This is a genomic window from Sporosarcina sp. BP05 (assembly GCF_014282005.1).
Lineage (GTDB): Bacteria > Bacillota > Bacilli > Bacillales_A > Planococcaceae > Sporosarcina.
Genome location: NZ_JACFTD010000022.1, coordinates 1 through 20,562 on the forward strand (window position 1 = coordinate 1; position 20,562 = coordinate 20,562).

Genomic DNA, 20,562 nt, shown 5'->3' on the forward strand with positions numbered 1-20,562 from the left:
TCGCCGGGCACCATGGATAACACAAAACGAGATGATTCTTTAGAATCATCTCGTTTTGTGTTATAGGCGTGTTTTTATCAAAAATCAAAGCACGAATGCATAGAAAGTATGAATTTAAAGAAATGTAGTCATTGCCGGTGAGTGGGTAATGATTTTTTGTTTATAATTAATTAATAATGACTAGGATGCCTAGCGAAGAGGGGCTATATGATTGGTTGTACTGGTTATATGATCGGTCTGAGATACTATATAATAGAAGGAAAGGAAATGTGATTAACAATGGAAAATCCTAATCGGCCGCTCATTGAAGCGTTAACGGAATTCAAGGAAGCAAATCCGATTTCATTCCACGTGCCTGGACATAAGGGAGGAATGCTTTCTGGATTACCGGCCGAATTACGGACGGCTCTTAAATACGATTTCACTGAGTTAGAGGGTCTTGACGATCTTCATGAGCCGAGTGGAGTAATTGAAGAGGCACAACAAAAGCTATCATCACTCTATCGTTCGGATCGAAGCTTCTTCCTTGTGAATGGTTCAACGGTAGGGAATTTGGCAATGGTTTATGCGGCGTGTCGTGCGGGTGAAACGGTTATTGTTCAGCGCAATGCACATAAGTCGGTTTTCCATGCGATTGAGCTGACTGGCGCAAGACCGGTGTTTGTGTCACCGGTTTGGGATGTGTCTACAATGACAGCCGGGGGAGTGACCGCTGCGCAAGTCGGTGAGGCACTCAAGGCTTATCCTGAGACCAAGGCTGTTATTCTTACATATCCGACGTATTATGGCCTAGCGGGGAACGAGCTGGAAAAGACTATCAATCTTTGTCATACATATGGAGTTCCGGTCTTGGTAGACGAGGCACACGGTGCGCATTTTATTGTAGGAGAACCATTTCCTCGTTCGGCGCTTCAGATGGGGGCGGATGTAGTTGTGCATTCAGCACACAAAACACTACCTGCGATGACAATGGCTTCTTTTTTACATGTCCGCTCAGATTTCATAGCTATAGAAAAGGTTGCCCGTTATTTAGGGATGCTACAATCCAGCAGTCCGTCTTACTTGTTGATGGCATCGCTTGATGATGCAAGAGCTTATGCGGAGTCTTTTAATGAAGAAGATAAAAAACACTTTGCGGAACGGCGGGCTGCTTTTATTAAACAGCTACAACTTATTCAAGGACTTCAAATAGTTGAAACCGATGATCCGTTAAAACTCATTTTGCGAATTGAAGGTTATTCCGGTTTTGATATACAACAAAGGCTGGAAGCGGAAGGAATATACGGGGAAATTGCAGATCCTTATCAAGTGCTTTTCGTGTTACCATTACTAAAAGTGAAATCGACCTATCCCTTCGATGAAATTCACGAGAAAGTGAAAACTGCGGTTGCTAGTTTAAATGGATTAGATAAGATAAGAAGTAAAATAGAAGCACCAGCACTTGGGGAGGGATTATCTTGTCTCGCTTACACGTCAGAGGAAGCGGCGAATATGGAGGTAGAGTGGGTTCCGTATGAAGGTTCCGTGGGTCGTGTGGCGGCAGCTTCCATTATTCCCTATCCACCTGGAATTCCGCTTTTAATCGCCGGAGAAATTGTAAAGGATGAGCATGTTCAAACTCTCGGAAAGTTGCTCAAAATGGGTGCGAAATTCCAAGGAGAAATTCGAATTAATGAAAAGCAGATAGTTGTAGTAATGAATAGAGTGGAGGAATAACATGATACAGAAAGGTGTATTCATCACATTTGAAGGTCCTGAAGGGGCTGGAAAGACAACAGTCATCAAAGAGTTATATAAACGTATGGAAGAACAAGGATTGAAGGTGATTCTTACGCGCGAACCGGGTGGAATTCGAATTGCGGAGAAAATCCGTGAAATCATCCTCGATAATGACCATCAGGAAATGGATGCGAGGACGGAAGCGCTTCTTTATGCAGCGGCAAGAAGGCAGCATCTTGTAGAGAAAGTAGTTCCTGCACTTCAGAATGGAATGGTCGTCTTATGTGATCGTTTTGTTGATAGTTCACTAGCCTATCAGGGGCATGCGCGCGGACTAGGAATTGATGAGGTTCTATCGATTAATGAGTTTGCTATCAGCAATACGATGCCGGATCTGACGGTGTTTTTTGATATCAATCCAGAACTAGGACTTGCGCGGATTGCAGCAAATGACAAACGTGAAGAAAACCGGTTGGATAATGAAAGTATCCACTTTCATCAAAATGTTTACGAGGGTTATCAGGAGCTCATCCGTCGTTACCCAAAACGGATTCAATCAACGGATGCTTCGCTCTCTAAAGAGCAAGTAACGGAAAATGTTTGGAAAATCATATGCTCCCAACTCATTAAATAGTCAGATTCATGATATAATGGTTGGAAAGCGGAAAAGGGGAGATTATCGTGAAATTGATTGTGGCAGTTGTACAGGACCAAGACAGTAACCGGTTATCTACGGCTTTGACCAAGGGTGACTTCCGAGCAACAAAATTGGCTAGTACGGGAGGGTTTTTAAGGTCGGGGAATACGACATTTCTGATTGGGACCGATGATGCCCTCGTTCCGAAGGCGCTGGAACTTATTCGGGAAAATTGCCGTTCACGAGATCAAATGGTAGCTCCTGTTTCTCCGATGGGTGGAAATGCAGATTCTTACATTCCTTACCCGGTTGAGGTCGAGGTTGGCGGTGCCACTGTATTCGTCCTTCCAATTGAACATTTTCATCATTTTTGATGAATAGAGGTGAACCTAATTGAAAGTCAATAGTGACTACCGTTCGGGCCCCGACAAGATGAGGAACGATCCTTTACATTCATCTCAAGGTGGAGCACGGTTCGGCCAGATGGTCGTTAAACAAGAGCAGCGCCTCCAAGGAGAGCAGGTTACGAAGCTCCTCGGCGATATTTCATCGGCAGGTGACCGAATTGCCCGTTCACGCAATTTGCGCGATATGGCTAAATTTAAAATGCTGGTTCGACGTTTTCTTAAAGAAGCTGTTGAATCTGGGATGGGACTTAAACAGTCTCATACATGGAATCGTTTCGGTGAGGGACGACGGTTGAAAATTGTCGAAACGATAGACGAAAGGCTCATTGAGTTGGCAGAAGACCTGTTGAATGAGGAAAAAACATCTGTCGATTTACTAGCTAAAATTGGTGAGATTAAAGGACTACTCATCAATCTATACATGTGATTCCGTGTTTTCTGTCGTTTAAGAAACACGGTTTTTTTGAACACGGAGGTGCGTACTTATGCAAAATGAAATGATTAACCGACTTGTAATAGAGCAAAAAAAGATAACTGAACGATTAAGTTCTTCCTATAAAAATGGACGAATCGGACATGCATATATGTTTGACGGTGAACGTGGAACGGGAAAAGAAGCAGTTGCGCTTTTTTTTGCTAAACTACTCCTTTGTGTTAGTCCAGAAAACTTTGTTCCATGTGAAACATGCCATTCTTGTCGAAGAGTGACGTCTAGTAATCATCCAAACGTAACACTTATTCGACCAGATGGGCAGGATATCAAGAAAGAGCAGATGTCTAATCTTGTGTATAGCATGACAAAAAAGGGGTACGAAGCGGGCAGGAAAATATATATTATTTCCAGGGCCGATCGAATGAACGTTGCTGCGGCAAATACATTGCTCAAGTTTCTTGAGGAACCTGAAGGCGATGTAACAGCAATTCTTTTAACGGATTCATATCAATCGATATTACCCACGATCCAATCACGGTGTCAGCGGCTATCTTTTCTACCGCCATCTAGAGAAATGATGATTAGTGAGCTAGTCGAAAAGGGAATTACACCTTCAATGGCGGCGACAGTTACGATGGTCACCGCCAATCTGGATGAAGCTTTTCGACTGGCTGGAGATGATCAATTTGCACACATGCGAAAAACAGTGTTAAAATTGGTTGAAGCATCGGATAGACATGTCCATGAAGCGTTGTTATTCATTCAATCGGAATGGGCCCCTATATTTAAAGAGAAGGAAGAGACTGAGAGCGGACTGGATCTACTGCTTTATGCTTACAGAGATGTAGTGGCATCCAAAGCCGGTTTGCAGTCAATAGCAACATTTCCCGATCAGCAAGAACTAGTTAGAGGTCTTTCGATGAAGATGACATATAGCCGGCTGTCTGCTAATATGGAGGCAATCTTGCAGTCGAAAAAGCAGTTGAATGGCAATATGAATCGCACGCTTTTAATGGAACAATTGGTGCTCAGCATGCAGGAGGGGTTACTTGTTGTATAAAGTTGTAGGTGTCCGTTTTAAGAAAGCGGGTAAAATATATTATTTCGATCCACTTGAATATGCGCTTGACGAAGGCGACTATGTCATTGTTGAAACAGCACGTGGAATTGAATATGGTAAAGTTACAGGTAGGGTAAGAGAAGTTGGTGAGAACGATGTTGTCTTGCCGCTCAAAAAGATTATTCGTCCAGCTCAAACGGAAGACCTTGAAAAAGTAGAGGAGAATCGTCTTGAAGCTGAACGGGCTTTTAGTACAGGTGTAGAAAAGATTATAGAACATGCGTTAGAAATGAAGCTAGTTGATGTAGAGTACACATTCGATCGAAACAAGATTGTCTTTTACTTTACGGCTGAAGGCCGTGTTGATTTCCGGAATCTTGTTAAAGATCTTGCTTCGATTTTCAGGACACGTATTGAACTGCGACAAATCGGTGTACGTGATGAGGCAAAAATGCTTGGTGGTATTGGCCCATGTGGCCGGATGCTTTGCTGTTCAACATTCCTCGGTGATTTTGAACCAGTTTCGATAAAAATGGCAAAAGATCAGAACTTATCACTTAATCCTTCAAAAATATCAGGTTTATGCGGACGTCTTATGTGCTGCTTGAAATATGAGAATGATGATTACGAAGAAGCGAAAGCGCTTATGCCAGACGTAGGAACACGCGTCCAAACACCTGAGGGACCTGGGAAAGTAGTTGGTCTGAATCTGCTCGAACGCCTTCTTCAAGTAAGTATAGCGGAGCAAGATCTGGTATTGGAATATACGTTGGAAGAAATAATGGAACTACAAAAAAATACGGCTCAATTGATGAAATAATGAGGTGGGATAGTTGAAAGAAAAGAGTTTTCTGGATAGGGTTATGGAATTCGAGCAAGAACTCGAATCTATGCAAAAGCAATTCCGCGAATTGATTGGATTCGTCGCGCAGATGACGGAAGAGAACCATTCGCTTCAACTCGAAAACCATCATTTGCGCAAGCGGCTTGAAGAAATGGACAAACAAATTGATGAAGAAGCACAGGCAATCAACACAAGGCAACATCGGAAAAAAACGAATAAAATAGACGTTGGAGAAGGCGTTGATAATTTAGCGCGCCTATATAATGAAGGATTTCACGTCTGCAATGTCCATTACGGTGGTATTCGAAAAGGGGAAGATTGTCTGTTCTGCCTCTCATTCTTAAATAAACAAAACGTGTAAAGTGAGCCGATCCTATTGCAACGTAGGCATCGGCTTTTCTTTTATTGTGGGCCCACAGGAGGTGGGTCATGCATCTGTTGCCGCAGGACGCGGCGTACTTAGGATGCCTTCCTTTATAAGCGTCAGTCTCATTAGGAAAGCTACAAATTATAGGCGTATTCGTGGTGAACTTAGGTTGCGTTCCTTAGTTCGACGCCTTACGCATATCTATTATGGAGGAAAGAATTATGGATGAAATTTTACAGGATGATGAACGGCTTGATTATTTATTGGCGGAAAGTTTGCGGATTATTCAAAGTCCGTCAGTATTTTCATTTTCTTTGGATGCAGTATTACTTGCGCGATTTGCTTATGTCCCGCTACAAAAGTCTGGAAAAATTGTAGATATATGCGCAGGTAATGGAGCAATTCCGTTGTTTTTAAGCGCCAGAACGAACGCTACTATTATTGCCGTTGAATTACAGGAACGACTTGCAAATATGGCGGAAAGAAGTGTCCAGTATAATGGATTGGAAAATAGGATCCAAATCATTAATGGTGATGTCATTGGTATTGCGGCAAAAATCGGCTATGAGAAGTACGATACAGTAACATGTAACCCTCCCTACTTCCCAGCGCACGAGGCAAGCGATAAGAACTTGTCGGAGCATCTGGCAATTGCCAGGCATGAAATCTGTCTAACGCTTGAGCAGGCTATCCAGTCGGCAAGCGAATTGTTGAAACAGGGCGGTAAAGCGGCATTTGTCCACCGTCCAGGACGTTTACTCGACATTGTCACTGCAATGCGTGCAAATCGACTCGAACCGAAACGAATACAGTTTATTTATCCGAAAGAGGGTAAAGAAGCCAATACATTGCTGATTGAGGCAATAAAAGACGGTAAGCCGGATTTGAAAGTTTTACCCCCTCTCTTTGTGTATGGTGCTGATAATGAATATACGGATGAAGTGAGGCTCCTCCTTTATGGACAAAATGGGTGATCACTTATTTTACGTATTAGAATGCAGGGATGGATCCTATTATGCCGGTTACACGAATGATTTGGAAAAGCGTGTTCGTGTACATAATGAAGGCAAGGGCGCTAAGTATACGCGCGCAAAACTACCTGTACAATGTATTTACCACGAAAACTTCGATACGAAACGTGAAGCTATGCAGGCAGAGTATCAATTTAAACAATTGAAGAGAAATGCGAAAGAGATTTATATTGGAAAGGGGCGAAACGTAAATGAAGTCACAGAAAAGTGCTGAACCAGGCGGTGGAAAACTGTTTCTAGTCGGTACACCAATCGGTAATCTTGAAGATATGACATACCGAGCGATTCGTATCTTGAAAGAGGTCGATATGATTGCGGCAGAAGATACACGAAATACAATCAGATTATGTAACCATTTTGAAATTAAGACAGCGCTAACGAGTTATCATGAACATAATATTGAAGTCGGCGGCGAAAAGATATTGGCAATGCTGGCGGATGGAAAGACAGTTGCACTCGTGAGTGATGCAGGTATGCCATGCATTTCTGATCCGGGGGCTGACATTGTAGCTAAGGCAATTAGTGCAGGGTATGACGTAGTTCCTGTGCCAGGTGCGAATGCGGCAATCAGTGCACTAGTCGCTTCTGGGCTGGTACCGCAACCATTTATGTTCTTTGGATTTTTATCACGACAGAAGAAGACCCGGACCATTCAATTAGACGATTTAAAACAACGAGAAGAGACAGTCATTTTGTATGAGGCACCCCACAGGCTAAAGGAAACTTTACGTGCGTTACAGACGAGCTTCGGTGGGACACGCTCTATTGTGCTTGCAAGAGAATTGACAAAACGTTTTGAGGAATTTCTTCGTGGCACGCTTGAAGAAGCTGTTTTATGGGCAGAATCAAACGAAATACGTGGTGAGTTCTGTATTGTTATCGAAGGCAGTGACGGAGTTAGTGTAGAAGTGCAACAGGAGTGGTGGAACGACTTAGAAATCCGTGATCATGTAACGGATTTGATGGAAAGAAAAGGTCTTCGTTCAAAAGAGGCTATCCGTGAAGTAGCAAACGATCGTGGTTTGAGCCGCCGTGACGTTTATAAAGAATTCCATGTTGAAGATGAATAAGCGACTTTTGTTCTTTTCAATGTAAAAAAATCCAGACCGGTCAACCGTTCTGGATAAGAGTAGTATAGACTTACTTTTTCAAGCTATCTTCAATTTCAGTGATAAGTTGTTTTGCGCCTTCTGGGCTCAAAATTAACTTACCGCCGATAAGACTTAAATTGTCATCAGACACATCGCCCGTAATAGAGCATGTCATATTCGGCATATATTTCTTCAAGATGATTTTATCTTCATCAACATAAATTTCCAAAGCGTCTTTTTGTGCAATACCAAGCGTTCGGCGTAATTCAATTGGAATTACTACACGTCCAAGTTCGTCGACTTTTCTTACAATACCAGTTGATTTCATTATATTAACTCCTTTCAATACATTTAGTTTCGTCAAAATTCGACAAAATTCTCTTAACCATTTCATCATACCAAGTCTTCCAATTAACGTCAATAGCACGCGCTTAAAACTATGAAATAAATAGTAGTTTTTTTGAAATAGGCTGACTAATTTCGACAAGAATAGACTAATAGACGTGAAAACATGAATGGCGTTAGTTATTGTCGAGGAATTTCATTGTATCGTCAGTACGCTTTCGATAGAATAGATAGTACATACTTATACACTGGAGGAATATTCGTGGCTGATCTGAAAAAGACTTTTTATATTACAACACCTATTTATTACCCAAGCGGAAAATTCCATATTGGTACCGCTTATACAACTGTGGCTTCTGACGCGATGGCTCGTTACAAACGACTGCGCGGGTATGATGTCCATTTCCTGACTGGAATGGATGAGCACGGTCAAAAGATACAGGAGAAAGCGCAAGAGGCTGGTCTGCCACCGCAGGAATTTGTCGATGGTATAGCAGAAGGTGCGAAAAAGGTATGGAGTACCATGGACATTTCTTATGACGACTTCATCCGTACGACGGAAGAGCGTCATAAAGTGGTTGTTGAAAAGATTTTCAAGACATTCCTTGATAATGGTGATATTTATAAAGGCGAGTACGAAGGATGGTATTGTCTGCCTTGTGAAACGTACTACACGGAAGGTCAGTTAGAAGATGGTAACTGTCCCGATTGTGGACGTCCAGTCCAAAGGGTGAAGGAAGAATCGTACTTCTTTAATATGAAGAAATATGCAGATAGACTGTTGAAGTTTTACGAAGATAATCCGAAGTTTATCGAACCGGAATCACGCAAAAATGAGATGATTAATAACTTTATCAAACCTGGGCTTGAAGACTTATCTGTTTCCCGTATGTCATTTGATTGGGGTATAAAAGTTCCGAGAGATCCTAAACATGTCATTTATGTATGGGTCGATGCTCTAACAAACTATATTACGGCGCTTGGTTATCAGTCAGATGACGATTCGTTATTCAATAAGTATTGGCCGGCAGATGTCCATGTTGTTGGGAAAGATATCGTTCGTTTCCATACAATTTATTGGCCGATTTTCCTAATGGCTCTTGATTTACCGTTACCGAAGAAAGTATTTGCGCATGGCTTCATCATGATGAAAGACGGTAAAATGTCGAAATCTAAAGGCAATGTCGTCTATCCCGAGATGCTTGTTGAACGCTATGGACTTGATGCGACACGTTATTTCCTTCTTCGTGAATTGCCGTTCGGGCAAGATGGTGTATTCTCACCCGAGTCCTTTGTGGAGCGGACGAATTATGACCTTGCAAATGACCTCGGAAACTTATTGAATCGATCAGTTTCGATGATCAATAAATATTTCGACGGGGAGATTCCGACGCAAGGTCTTGTCGCAACGGATTTCGATGACAGCTTGACGAATTTTATGACAACTACAGTCGGTAAATACGAAGCGTCGATGGAAAAGATGCAGTTTAGTGCAGTACTTGGCGATTTGTGGGCTCTTATATCACGGACCAATAAATACATTGATGAGACGTCTCCATGGGTACTGGCGAAGGATGAAGCGGATAAAGGGAAACTAGCGTCTGTTATGATGCATCTAGCAACGTCACTCCGTCACATTGCTGTCTTATTGCAACCGTTCATGACGGAAGCACCTAAACAGATAATGACGCAACTGGGTCTGGATGAAGAACTGCTTGCTTGGGATACGCTAGGAAATTTCAACGCGATTCCAGTGGGCACTAAAGTCGTAGAAAAAGGTGTTCCAATCTTCCCACGCCTGGATGCGGACGTTGAAGTCGTTTATATCCGCGATCAGATGGCAATTACTGCACCGGCTGAAAATACGCCTGCTGAGCAACCTGCCAAAGTGGAAGTTGAAGAGCCAGTAGCAGCCGAGATTTCAATCGATGATTTCCTGAAAGTCGATTTACGCGTTGCGACAGTAACTGCATGTGAAAGAATTCCGAAAGCGGATAAATTGCTTAAGCTCCAACTGGATATGGGTTATGAGCAGCGACAAGTTGTATCGGGCATCGCAGAACATTATGAACCTGATGCACTTGTTGGGCAGAAAGTGATTGTTGTTGCCAATTTGAAACCTGTGAAATTGCGCGGGGAACTGTCCCAAGGCATGATTTTAGCAGGGAAGTCAGATGGTATTTTGAAACTTGCCACAGTCGATCAGTCACTTGAAAATGGTGCACAAGTTAAATAAAAATAGAAACGGCGTCCCTCATGGAAACGCCGTTTTTCTTTTTCATAAGTAATTACCTATATAGAATATATGACTAAAAGTAGGAACTGAGCGAAGGCATCCCCTAGCGCCGAAGCCGATTTGAAGGGAATCTTTATGTAACATATATAGTAAGTGATAAAAGTCTTAATCCGTTCGATTAAAATAAAACGATAGTGAGGCGAAAATAATGTATATAGATACACACGTTCATTTAAATGCAGATCAGTATGAAGAAGATATAGATGAAGTAATTCAACGTGCCCAAGAGGCTGGTGTTGAAAAGATGGTGGTCGTTGGATTTGATCGCAAGACGATTTTGAAGGCAATGGAACTGACTGAGCAGCATGCTTTCATTTACGCCGTTGTCGGTTGGCATCCTGTAGATGCAATCGATTGCACCGAAAAAGACCTGGAATGGATTGAATCACTTGCCGCACACCCTAAAGTTGTGGGAATCGGTGAGACAGGTCTTGACTATCATTGGGAGAAGTCACCGAAAGACGTGCAGCAGGAAGTGTTCAGAAAGCAGATTCGGCTCGCGCAGAAAGTGAATATTCCAATCATCATCCATAACCGGGACGCAACGGCAGATGTCGTTCGTATCTTGAAAGAAGAGGAAGCTGAAAAAACGGGTGGTATTATGCACTGTTTTGGTGGAAGTGTCGAGACGGCAAATGAATGCATAAATATGAATTTCATGATTTCTTTGGGGGGACCTGTTACGTTTAAAAATGCAAAGGCGCCGAAACAAGTTGCAACGGAGATTTCGCTCGATCACTTATTAATTGAAACAGATGCGCCTTATCTGGCACCTCACCCATACCGTGGAAAAAGGAATGAACCGGCTTGGGTAATGCTTGTAGCGGAAGAAATTGCAAGATTAAAAGATGTTTCAGTTGAAGAAGTGGCAAAAAGAACGACAGCGAATGCTTTGAGAGTATTTAACATATCGTGAATAAGATGTCAGGTATTCTTCCGCGTTTTTCATGTGGGAGCCTTCCTGATTTCGTTATGCATCAAATTCGCACGGGTTGACACGACGAAGAGTAGCCTTTATAATCAGCCGAGTGATGAAGGAGGAGTTTTTTTCGTGTCAAAAATTACCATGAAAAACCTGTTCTATAAGTCATTGAGGAGTAAAAAAGTAGCGATTACCGTAGTTTCGCTAACGCTATTTGTTACTGTTATTTCACTTGTTCTCTTTGAGGGAACAAAAAAATCAATCACGCTAGACGTGAACGGTGAAGAACTTAACATTAAGACGCACGCACATACAGTTGGTCACTTGCTTTCCGAACAGGAAATCGAGGTTGCCAAACACGATCTAGTAATACCCTCAGTGAATACACCTATTGAAGATGGTCTATCGATTAGGTGGGAACAGTCGCAACAAGTTGTAATAAATGTCGATCAGGATAGCACATCCATATGGACGACTAATCATAAGGTTGAAGAAGTACTTGCTGAAGCGGGTATTGAAATTACCCAATATGATATTGTAAACCCTGTGCTTGAAGAACAGCTAGGGAAAGAAAATAGCATTACTGTCCAAAAAGCGTTTGAAGTAACGTTGAATGACGGCGGAGAAGAAAAGAAGGTCCGGTCAACTTCGACTACGGTCGCTGACTTTTTAAAGAGAGAGAACATTCATTTGAATGATGACGATCGTCTGAATAGAGAGGCAAATGAGTATCTAAAGCCTGGTTCTATAGTGGCAGTCGTACGAGTGGAAAAAGTCACCGATGTAGTGGAAGAACCGGCGAACTTTGCAGTTGAAACACGCAACGATCCATCTTTGCTGAAAGGGCGTGAGAAAATCGTCCAGTCAGGAAAAAAAGGAACGGTTTCACGGAAGTTTGAAATTGTAAAAGAAAACGGGAAAGAAGTTTCCCGTAAGCTGCTAGAGGAGAAATCAATTAAAGAACCACAAACGAAAATTGTGGCAATCGGCTCGCGAGTGATGGTCGCAAGTGCATCAGCGGGGATGTCTAATTCGAGAAGTGTATCGCGTAGTGATTCATCAGCAGGGGGCGAGGAGTTCTACGTGACTGCCACAGCCTATACGGCATATTGTAATGGTTGTTCTGGAATTACGCGTACAGGCATCAATTTACGTGCGAACCCCAACTTGAAAGTCATTGCAGTTGACCCGAGCGTTATCCCGCTCGGTTCTAAAGTGTGGGTTGAAGGATACGGCTATGCGGTCGCGGGCGATACAGGCGGCGCAATTAAGGGCAAGAAAATTGATCTGCACGTACCGACGAAAAGTGATGCCTACAAATTCGGCAGGCGCCAAGTGAAAATTAAAATAATCGATTGACATATACATCCGCAGGACTGAAATTAGTCCCGCGGATTATTGCGTTACAGCTTGCTTCTGTTAAAGCAATTACGCCGAGGCGTAATTGATTACCTCCCCATCTGTACATCCGCTTGTGGGCAGAGTAGAATTAGGGAAAGAATGCAATGGGAATGAGGATTTTTGTGAACATTAAAGAAATTGTTGTTGTTGAAGGAAAGTCTGATACAGTCGCCGTGAAACGGGCGGTGGGTGCGGATACGATTGAAACGAACGGTTCTGCCATTGATGAGTTAACACTCACGCGGATTCGCCATGCACAGGAAACGCGGGGCGTCATCGTATTTACGGATCCCGATTTTCCTGGGAGAAGAATCCGTGCCATCATTGAAGAGCGTATTCCTGGCGTAAAACATGCTTTTCTTGAAAAGAAGCTAACGATTGCTAAAAATGGATCGGGGCTTGGGATTGAGCATGCACATGATGAGCATATACGGGCGGCGCTAAGTGCGGTTTACACAGTGGACGACCAGCCTGTTGTTGATATTCCACTAGCGGACTTGATGACCGCTAGGCTTATCGGACATCCCGATGCAAAGAGGCGGCGTGAGCGCTTAAGCGAGCTGTTGCAAATCGGTCAAGTGAATGGCAAAGGATTAAAGAAGCGGTTGGAAATGTTCCGAATTGGTTATGATCGATTGGGAGAAGTATTAAGGGTTCTAGACGAGGAGGAAACGGAAAATAATGAATAAAGATATCGCGACTCCGGTCAGGACGAAAGAAATTCTCGCTAAATACGGTTTTTCGCTCAAAAAGAGTTTAGGTCAAAACTTCTTGATTGACCCCAATATTTTACGCAATATCATTTCGCACGCAGGCTTGTCTGAAAAAACGGGTGTTATTGAAATCGGACCAGGAATTGGTGCACTAACAGAACATCTTGCAAGAAGCGCGGGGAAAGTGGTTGCTTTTGAAATTGACGGACGCCTTCTTCCCGTATTGGAAGATACCCTGTCGCCTTACGACAACGTGACAATCGTTCATCAGGACATACTAGAAGCTGACCTTCTACAAGTAATGAAGGATCACTTCGCGGATTACGAGGATGTTGTTGTCGTTGCAAACTTGCCTTATTATGTGACGACACCAATTATCATGAAATTCTTGCTTGGCAAAGTTCCAGTAGCAGGTATGGTCGTTATGATGCAGAAAGAAGTAGCAGATCGCATTACCGCGGTTCCTGGGACAAAAGCATACGGTTCTTTGTCTATCGCTATTCAGTACTATATGGATGCGGAAGTGGCTATGATTGTACCGAAGACGGTATTCATGCCGCAACCGAATGTTGAGTCAGCTGTTCTGCGTTTGACGAGAAAAGAAACTGCGCCTGCAAAAGTAATCGATGAAGACTTTATGTTTGTGGTGTCTAGGGGTTCATTCGTCCAGCGCCGGAAGACAATCTTGAACAACCTGCAATCGTCGCTCCCTAATGGCAAGTTGAAGAAAGATACGATATTGAAAGCTTTCGAACAAATTGGCATGGACCCTGGTCGACGCGGAGAAACACTGACAATAGAAGAGTTTGCAAACCTGTCGAATGCCTTGTATGAGGACTTCTTTGAGGAGAAGAAAAAACGACAAAGCTAGAACGCTTTTATTAGAAAAATACCCTTTTTTTTAATAAAAGGATTGACAAAGTAGACGACCAATTGTTAAAATGAAGATTTTAATTGACAGAAACTTTTAAAAGTGTTATGCTTATACTTAGTGAGGTGTAAGCGACGTGCCAAAAACATTAGCGGACATTAAGAAGTCATTGGATTCTCATCTTGGAAAACGTTTGCACTTAAAAGCAAACGGCGGTCGGAAGAAGACTATCGAGAGAGCTGGAGTGCTGCGGGAAACATATCGTGCGGTATTTGTAGTTGAACTTGACCAGGACGAAAATGCGTTTGAAAGAGTATCTTACAGCTACGCAGATATTTTAACCGAAGCGGTTGAAATAACAATTCTTGAAGGTGCAGATCCTACTGCATTCATTATCAAATAATTACTGTACTAATGATTTAATTCATTTTTAAACAACACCCGTGCAAGCATTCTGAACAAGGATGTCTTGTATGGGTGTTTTTTCTTTCATTTGGTTCATACTACATTTGTCAGCCAAAAGGAGGAAAACCGAATGGCGAAAAAACGTGGCATAATGTCTGAAAGCTTGAAGGTAGAAATTGCGAAAGAGCTTGGATTTTATGATGTTGTAGAGCGAGAAGGTTGGGGCGGCATCAAATCACGCGACGCGGGTAATATGGTGAAGCGAGCAATTGAAATGGCCGAACGAGGAGTAGCACAAAAGAAATAACGCTATGAATTACCCATTATCCAACTAACAGGCTGACAAAAGAAGAGCTGGATCCGGGGGCATCAAGACATCCGGTTCAGCTCTTCTTTTTATTACTTGGGAAGTTATGAGTTATAGATATGATTGATTGTGTGGTGTTTATGCTTGGTAGGTAGGCGTGTATGATTGGGTCGTACGTTGTTTATATAGTCGGTCGCGTTTTCACTTTTGTTCTAAAACCGAGGCTTTCAAAAATCAATTACCCAATTATTATCATTTCACAGCGCAAATATTTCACCCTATGGTAAAATAGGGGGACACAGACTAGCTGGAATGGAGGGAGCCGGATGCTTTATGAAAAGGCACCAGCAAAAATCAATTTAACACTCGATGTATTACATAAGCGCCCGGATGGTTTTCATGAAGTCGAAATGATTATGACCACGGTAGATTTAGCGGACAGAATCTGGCTTCGTCCTGCAGATAACGGGAAAATCATCATCAAGGCATCAGAACGGCATGTACCCAATGATCGAAAGAACTTGGCTTACCAAGCTGCTGAATTGTTACAAATTGAATGTGGGATTACAAACGGTGTTGAGATTACGTTAGAAAAAAGTATTCCAGTTGCTGCTGGGCTCGCGGGCGGAAGTTCGGATGCTGCTGCTACACTACGGGGATTGAATAGGCTATGGGATTTAAAATTAAGTGTCGAGGAACTCGCGAGGCTTGGGGCACGTATTGGTTCGGATGTTTCATTCTGTGTGCATGGCGGGACAGCACTTGCGACGGGACGCGGAGAACTAATTGAAATCCTCCCTCCCCCACCAAATTGCTGGGTTATCCTTGCTAAACCAGCAATTTCGGTTTCGACAGGAGATATATACGGGAATCTGAATTTATCTGCAATTGATCATATTAATACGGTTGGCATGATTGAAGCATTAAGAGCGGGAGATTACGACAAAATGTGCAAGTCAGTCGGGAATGTCTTAGAAACCGTCACTATGGATCTGTATCCGCAAGTCGTCGTTCTGAAAGAGCAGATGAAAAGATTTGGTGCAGATGCAGTTTTAATGAGTGGTAGCGGTCCGACAGTTTTCGGTCTCGTTAAACATGAATCCAGGGTGCCGCGAATTTACAATGGACTAAAAGGGTTCTGTCCGGAAGTATATGCGGTCAGAATGGTCGGCGGGCATACAATTCTTGATTAAACACGTACGATTGTGGTAATGTACATTAAAATATTCGTGTTTGGGAGGTGATACTATGAAGTGGAAAAGGAGCGAGCGGCTTGTGGATATGACTAGCCAATTGTTGGAATCTCCACATGAACTTATTCCACTGACCTTCTTCTCCGAGCGTTATCAAGCGGCAAAATCCTCGATTAGCGAGGATTTAACGATTGTAAAAGAAACGTTTGAGGAAAAAGGTACAGGAAAACTGGTGACGGTTTCCGGAGCAGCGGGAGGAGTGAAGTTCATCCCGAAGATGGCAGAACCTGACGTTCGTGAAGTGATGTCGCTTCTGATGGAGAAACTAGGCCATTCGGATCGATTGCTGCCAGGTGGTTATTTATTCATGACGGATCTTCTGGGCAATCCACGCATTATGGATCGCGTAGGTAAAGTATTCGCTTCAGCGTACGCGGAGACAGACATTGACGTGATTATGACAGTAGCGACGAAGGGAATTCCGATTGCCCATGCAATTGCGCGTCATCTGAATGTCCCGGTCGTTGTGGTTCGCCGTGATAGCAAGGTGACCGAGGGGCCAACTGTGAGCATCAATTATGTATCCGGTTCAACCAGACGTATTCAAACAATGGTATTATCGAAGAGAAGCATGCAAAGTGGGCGTAAGGTCCTCATTACAGATGATTTCATGAAAGCAGGCGGTACGATGCTTGGAATGAAGAGTCTTCTGGAAGAGTTTGGTTGTGAACTGGCAGGCATTGCCGTTCTAGTAGAATCCGATCATGCTGAAGAGGTTCTGGTCGATAACTACCTATCTCTCGTCAAGCTTCATGCAGTAAATGAAAAGAATAGAACCATCGAGTTAGAAGAAGGAAACTATTTTGCGGAAGGTGGAAAATGATATGAATTATGTAGCGACAGAAAACGCACCACAGGCAATTGGACCTTATGCACAAGCGGTAAGTGTGAACGGAATGGTATATACATCCGGACAAATTCCATTGACACCAGAAGGGTTACTAGTTGAGGGGACTATCGAAGACCAAACACACCAAGTGTTTGCTAATCTAAAAGAAGTGCTGAAAGCAGCAGGTTCATCTCTGGATAAAGTAGTAAAAGCGACTGTTTTTATTAAAGATATGAATGAATTTGTTGCAGTCAACGACATTTATGCACACCATTTCGGGGCTCATACACCTGCACGTTCAACTGTTGAAGTTGCTAGATTACCGAAAGACGTAAAAATTGAAATAGAAGTTATTGCTCTAGTAAGCGAATAACAGATACCCGCCCAGATACCACTAGGGCGGGTTTTTTATTTGCATGTCTTTCTAAATGTTTAAATAATTGTGTTTATAAAGAAGGGAAACGCTTACTTTTGTGGAATATAGTCGTCATGCGCTGTAAAGACAAAAGGAGTGGTACAAGATGGAAGTAACAGATGTGAGGTTGCGGAAGATGGAAACGGATGGAAGGATGAGGGCGATTGCTTCGATTACGATTGACGATGAATTTGTCGTGCATGATATTCGGGTTATCGATGGAAATGAGGGATTATTCGTAGCTATGCCGAGTAAACGGACGCCTGATGGAGAGTTTCGCGATGTAGCACATCCAATAAATACAAGTGCCCGAACGAAAATCCAAGATGCGGTAATGGCGGCATACCACCTTTCGGCAGAAGAAGTAGTATTTGAAGGGGCTGGCGCATGATGTGGTCTCTTCGTTTATCGTGAAGTAATATAGACCGCCTGTGTTTAATAGGGCAGTCTTTTCTTGTTGCTTAAGAAATCATAAAACTTTGTACTGTGGATAATTTACAATGCTAGAAGTTTCACGTATAGACCCCGAGTACCTAATACTCGGAGGTCTGCGGGATGTGGGTTACGCAGCGAAGGGAGATTGAACTACATTTCTCTTTGTTGCTACGTGACGTGGCAAACTTAGGCTTTGTTCACGTGCAGATACCCCGTGCTTTGTTTTACATAGGGATTTTGTGGTTTTAAAAAGCGAAGAAAAAAAGAAAAAGTAATGATAAAAGATTGTAATCAACTTGTCAAGGGGTATGAGGTTGAAAAGTAGGCCGTTTTCAGCTATAGTCAATAGTGAAAACATTAAGAGGGGGATTCTCCTTCATCCCTCATTCATGGGGGCCATTAAATGACAAATACATATGCCGTTGTCCTGGCTGCAGGGCAAGGTACACGGATGAAGTCCGATTTATATAAAGTACTGCATCCCGTTTGTGGAAAACCGATGGTCGAACACGTAATTGATCATATACGCGGTCTCGGTACCAGTCGAATTGTTACGATTGTTGGACATGGTGCAGAAATGGTAGAAGAAACGCTTGGAGAGAAAAGTGAATATGCACTACAGCAAGAGCAATTAGGCACAGCACACGCTGTTCAGCAGGCCCAGGGGCTTATTGGAGACTTGGATGGCACAACCATAGTTGTATGCGGAGATACACCGCTCATCCGCTCTGAGACGATGGAGGCACTAATTGCGCATCATAAAGCAACAGGAGCGAAAGCAACAATCTTGACGGCTTATGCGGATGATCCAACAGGATACGGGCGCATTATCCGGGGAGAGAACGGCCAAGTCCTCCGAAATGTTGAACAGAAAGACGCAACTCCTGAAGAGCAAAAAGTGATGGAAATCAATACAGGGACATATTGTTTTGACAATCGGACACTTTTTGAAACGCTGAAAAAAGTAAAAAATAATAATTCGCAGGGTGAATACTATCTTCCGGATGTTGTCGGTATTTTGCAATCTAAAAATGCACTCGTGTCAGCATACGTAACGGAGGATTTCAGTGAGACACTTGGTATCAATGATCGCGTAGTCTTGGCAGAAGCAGAGCGTGTCATGCGCGGACGTATTGCTGAAAAGCATATGCGCAACGGTGTAACAATCATCAACCCCGAAAACACGTATATAAGCGCGGCAGCAGAAATTGGCCGTGATGCAGTACTTCAACCGGGTACGATGATTGAAGGGCATACTGTTATCGGCAATAAATGTGTTATTGGGCCAAATAGCCAGATTATAGACAGTGTAATTGGCGATAATACAACTGTGCATTCATCCGTTGTTCTATCTAGCAGAATTGGTTCAGCTACTGCAATCGGGCCGTTCGCGCATATCCGCCCGGATTCTACTCTTGGTGACAGCGTGAAAATCGGTAACTTTGTTGAAGTGAAAAAATCGACGCTAGGTGAAGGCAGCAAAGTGTCGCATTTGAGCTATATCGGTGACGCAAAAATTGGATCGCATGTAAATATAGGTTGCGGTACAATTACCGTCAACTACGATGGCAAGAACAAGCATCTTACAACAATCGAAGATGATGCTTTTATTGGTTGTAATTCGAATTTAGTTGCTCCAGTTATTGTTGGAAAAGGTGCATATGTAGCAGCTGGATCGACAATTACTAAAAATGTGCCAGAAAGTTCACTTGCAATTGCGCGCGCGCGCCAGGAGAATAAAGAAGGATACGCGAACAAACTAAATCTCAATTAAACAGGGGGAACATGATGGCTAATCACTATCCTAACGATAAACTAAAGATATTTTCTTTGAATTCGAACCAAACACTTGCGGCGCAAGTAGCGGAAAAAATAGGACGCCCACTCGGCAAATGCTCGGTCAAACAATTCAGTGACGGGGAAGTCCAAATCAATATCGAAGAAAGTATCCGTGGCTGCGATGTATTCGTCATCCAGTCGACATCGTACCCTGTCAATGAAAATTTGATGGAACTTCTTATTATGATTGACGCTTTGAAACGTGCATCAGCACGCACAATCAATGTCGTTATGCCTTATTACGGCTATGCGCGCCAAGATCGTAAAGCACGTTCACGTGAACCGATTACAGCGAAACTTGTTGCAAATTTACTTGAAACAGCGGGAGCGCATCGCGTCATTGCAATCGATCTGCATGCACCACAAATCCAAGGTTTCTTCGATATTCCAATCGATCATCTTGTTGCTGAGCCAATCCTTACAGAATACTTTAAAGGAAAAGGCTTGAACACTGACGAATTAGTTATCGTATCACCGGATCATGGCGGTGTAACACGAGCGCGTAAGATGGCGGACCGCATGAAAGCCCCTATTGCGATTATCGACAAACGTCGCCCACGCCCAAATGTTGCTGAAGTGATGAATATCGTTGGCAATGTTGAAGGAAAAACAGCGATCCTAATTGATGATATTATCGATACAGCAGGGACAATAACAATTGCGGCGAGCGCATTAATCGAAAGTGGAGCAAAAGAAGTGTATGCTTGTTGTACACATCCAGTATTGTCTGGTCCGGCAATTGAACGAATTAACAATTCGCAAATTAAGGAATTGATTATTACAAATTCAATTGAGCTTCCAGCAACGAAACAATCTCCGAAAATCAAACAGCTTTCTATTGCTTCATTGCTTGCAGAAGCGATTGTACGCGTGTTCGAAGAGAAGTCCGTAAGTACATTGTTTGAGTAAATTCAATTTAGATGTTTCATGTCGCTTGTCATT

24 protein-coding genes are annotated in these 20,562 nt (G+C 42.9%); 23 read left to right on the forward strand and 1 reads right to left on the reverse strand.

Going from position 1 to position 20,562, the window contains the following annotated elements; genetic code table 11:
* The first annotated feature begins 279 nt into the window (after positions 1-279).
* The 10 genes from H2672_RS16845 to rsmI all read left to right on the forward strand — a co-directional run bounded on the left by H2672_RS16845 (position 280) and on the right by rsmI (position 7,568).
* Positions 280-1,716 (forward strand): aminotransferase class I/II-fold pyridoxal phosphate-dependent enzyme, encoded by a 1,437-nt coding sequence (locus tag H2672_RS16845; RefSeq protein WP_186673304.1) that lies wholly within the window; start codon positions 280-282, stop codon positions 1,714-1,716.
* A gap of 1 nt (position 1,717) precedes the next feature.
* Positions 1,718-2,353 (forward strand): dTMP kinase, encoded by a 636-nt coding sequence (tmk, locus tag H2672_RS16850; RefSeq protein ID WP_186673307.1) that lies wholly within the window; start codon positions 1,718-1,720, stop codon positions 2,351-2,353.
* Positions 2,354-2,400: 47 nt separating this feature from the next.
* Positions 2,401-2,730, forward strand: a complete 330-nt coding sequence (locus tag H2672_RS16855; protein WP_149582625.1) for a cyclic-di-AMP receptor — start codon at positions 2,401-2,403, stop codon at positions 2,728-2,730.
* Positions 2,731-2,749: 19 nt separating this feature from the next.
* The gene (locus H2672_RS16860; RefSeq protein WP_186673309.1) at positions 2,750-3,190 is read left to right on the forward strand and encodes a YaaR family protein; all 441 of its coding nucleotides are present in this window, start codon (positions 2,750-2,752) and stop codon (positions 3,188-3,190) included.
* A gap of 58 nt (positions 3,191-3,248) precedes the next feature.
* Positions 3,249-4,256 carry a DNA polymerase III subunit delta' gene (gene holB / locus H2672_RS16865; RefSeq protein ID WP_255485869.1) on the forward strand — a complete coding sequence of 336 codons (1,008 nt, stop codon included), beginning with the start codon at positions 3,249-3,251 and terminating at the stop codon, positions 4,254-4,256.
* Positions 4,249-5,076 carry a PSP1 domain-containing protein gene (locus H2672_RS16870; protein ID WP_186673310.1) on the forward strand — a complete coding sequence of 276 codons (828 nt, stop codon included), beginning with the start codon at positions 4,249-4,251 and terminating at the stop codon, positions 5,074-5,076. The genes holB and H2672_RS16870 overlap by 8 nt, the downstream gene beginning before the upstream one ends.
* Positions 5,077-5,089: 13 nt before the next feature.
* Entirely contained in the window at positions 5,090-5,461 is a 372-nt protein-coding gene (gene yabA / locus H2672_RS16875) for a DNA replication initiation control protein YabA (protein WP_186673311.1), read from the forward strand.
* A gap of 227 nt (positions 5,462-5,688) precedes the next feature.
* Complete coding sequence (locus tag H2672_RS16880) at positions 5,689-6,441, forward strand: tRNA1(Val) (adenine(37)-N6)-methyltransferase (protein ID WP_186673312.1); 753 nt, start codon at positions 5,689-5,691, stop codon at positions 6,439-6,441.
* Positions 6,425-6,712 carry a GIY-YIG nuclease family protein gene (locus H2672_RS16885; RefSeq protein ID WP_186673313.1) on the forward strand — a complete coding sequence of 96 codons (288 nt, stop codon included), beginning with the start codon at positions 6,425-6,427 and terminating at the stop codon, positions 6,710-6,712. The genes H2672_RS16880 and H2672_RS16885 overlap by 17 nt, the downstream gene beginning before the upstream one ends.
* Entirely contained in the window at positions 6,690-7,568 is an 879-nt protein-coding gene (rsmI, locus tag H2672_RS16890) for a 16S rRNA (cytidine(1402)-2'-O)-methyltransferase (protein ID WP_186673314.1), read from the forward strand. The genes H2672_RS16885 and rsmI overlap by 23 nt, the downstream gene beginning before the upstream one ends.
* 70 nt (positions 7,569-7,638) lie before the next feature.
* Here the strand turns inward: rsmI and H2672_RS16895 are convergent, their stop codons facing one another.
* Complete coding sequence (locus H2672_RS16895; protein WP_186673315.1) at positions 7,639-7,917, reverse strand: transition state genes transcriptional regulator AbrB; 279 nt, start codon at positions 7,915-7,917, stop codon at positions 7,639-7,641.
* A 279-nt stretch (positions 7,918-8,196) separates the two neighbouring features.
* On the opposite strand from H2672_RS16895, the gene metG reads away from it, so the two are divergent.
* From metG to H2672_RS16960, 13 genes are all read left to right on the forward strand, one after another.
* Positions 8,197-10,170: a methionine--tRNA ligase gene (gene metG, locus H2672_RS16900; RefSeq protein WP_370569690.1), complete on the forward strand. Its 1,974-nt coding sequence runs from the start codon at positions 8,197-8,199 to the stop codon at positions 10,168-10,170.
* A 208-nt stretch (positions 10,171-10,378) separates the two neighbouring features.
* Entirely contained in the window at positions 10,379-11,146 is a 768-nt protein-coding gene (locus H2672_RS16905; protein ID WP_186673318.1) for a TatD family hydrolase, read from the forward strand.
* 135 nt (positions 11,147-11,281) lie between these two features.
* Positions 11,282-12,511: a resuscitation-promoting factor gene (locus H2672_RS16910; protein ID WP_186673320.1), complete on the forward strand. Its 1,230-nt coding sequence runs from the start codon at positions 11,282-11,284 to the stop codon at positions 12,509-12,511.
* A gap of 164 nt (positions 12,512-12,675) precedes the next feature.
* Complete coding sequence (gene rnmV / locus H2672_RS16915) at positions 12,676-13,242, forward strand: ribonuclease M5 (protein WP_186673323.1); 567 nt, start codon at positions 12,676-12,678, stop codon at positions 13,240-13,242.
* On the forward strand, positions 13,235-14,137 hold the full coding sequence (gene rsmA, locus H2672_RS16920) for a 16S rRNA (adenine(1518)-N(6)/adenine(1519)-N(6))-dimethyltransferase RsmA (protein ID WP_186673325.1): 903 nt from the start codon (positions 13,235-13,237) through the stop codon (positions 14,135-14,137). Before rnmV ends, rsmA begins: the two co-directional genes overlap by 8 nt.
* A 136-nt stretch (positions 14,138-14,273) precedes the next feature.
* Positions 14,274-14,540: a biofilm formation stimulator Veg gene (gene veg, locus H2672_RS16925; RefSeq protein ID WP_067213752.1), complete on the forward strand. Its 267-nt coding sequence runs from the start codon at positions 14,274-14,276 to the stop codon at positions 14,538-14,540.
* Positions 14,541-14,672: 132 nt separating this feature from the next.
* Positions 14,673-14,849 (forward strand): small, acid-soluble spore protein, alpha/beta type, encoded by a 177-nt coding sequence (locus H2672_RS16930; RefSeq protein ID WP_186673327.1) that lies wholly within the window; start codon positions 14,673-14,675, stop codon positions 14,847-14,849.
* Between the two features lie 326 nt (positions 14,850-15,175).
* Positions 15,176-16,042 carry a 4-(cytidine 5'-diphospho)-2-C-methyl-D-erythritol kinase gene (gene ispE, locus H2672_RS16935; RefSeq protein WP_186673329.1) on the forward strand — a complete coding sequence of 289 codons (867 nt, stop codon included), beginning with the start codon at positions 15,176-15,178 and terminating at the stop codon, positions 16,040-16,042.
* Positions 16,043-16,097: 55 nt separating this feature from the next.
* Positions 16,098-16,925: a pur operon repressor gene (gene purR, locus H2672_RS16940; RefSeq protein ID WP_186673331.1), complete on the forward strand. Its 828-nt coding sequence runs from the start codon at positions 16,098-16,100 to the stop codon at positions 16,923-16,925.
* Between the two features lies 1 nt (position 16,926).
* Positions 16,927-17,304: a RidA family protein gene (locus tag H2672_RS16945; protein WP_186673332.1), complete on the forward strand. Its 378-nt coding sequence runs from the start codon at positions 16,927-16,929 to the stop codon at positions 17,302-17,304.
* Between the two features lie 148 nt (positions 17,305-17,452).
* The gene (gene spoVG / locus H2672_RS16950; RefSeq protein WP_186673333.1) at positions 17,453-17,737 is read left to right on the forward strand and encodes a septation regulator SpoVG; all 285 of its coding nucleotides are present in this window, start codon (positions 17,453-17,455) and stop codon (positions 17,735-17,737) included.
* A 447-nt stretch (positions 17,738-18,184) separates the two neighbouring features.
* Positions 18,185-19,555: a bifunctional UDP-N-acetylglucosamine diphosphorylase/glucosamine-1-phosphate N-acetyltransferase GlmU gene (glmU, locus tag H2672_RS16955; RefSeq protein ID WP_186673334.1), complete on the forward strand. Its 1,371-nt coding sequence runs from the start codon at positions 18,185-18,187 to the stop codon at positions 19,553-19,555.
* A gap of 14 nt (positions 19,556-19,569) precedes the next feature.
* A complete protein-coding gene (locus H2672_RS16960; protein WP_186673335.1) occupies positions 19,570-20,529 on the forward strand; it encodes a ribose-phosphate diphosphokinase in 960 nt (319 codons plus the stop codon).
* Positions 20,530-20,562: the final 33 nt, after the last annotated feature.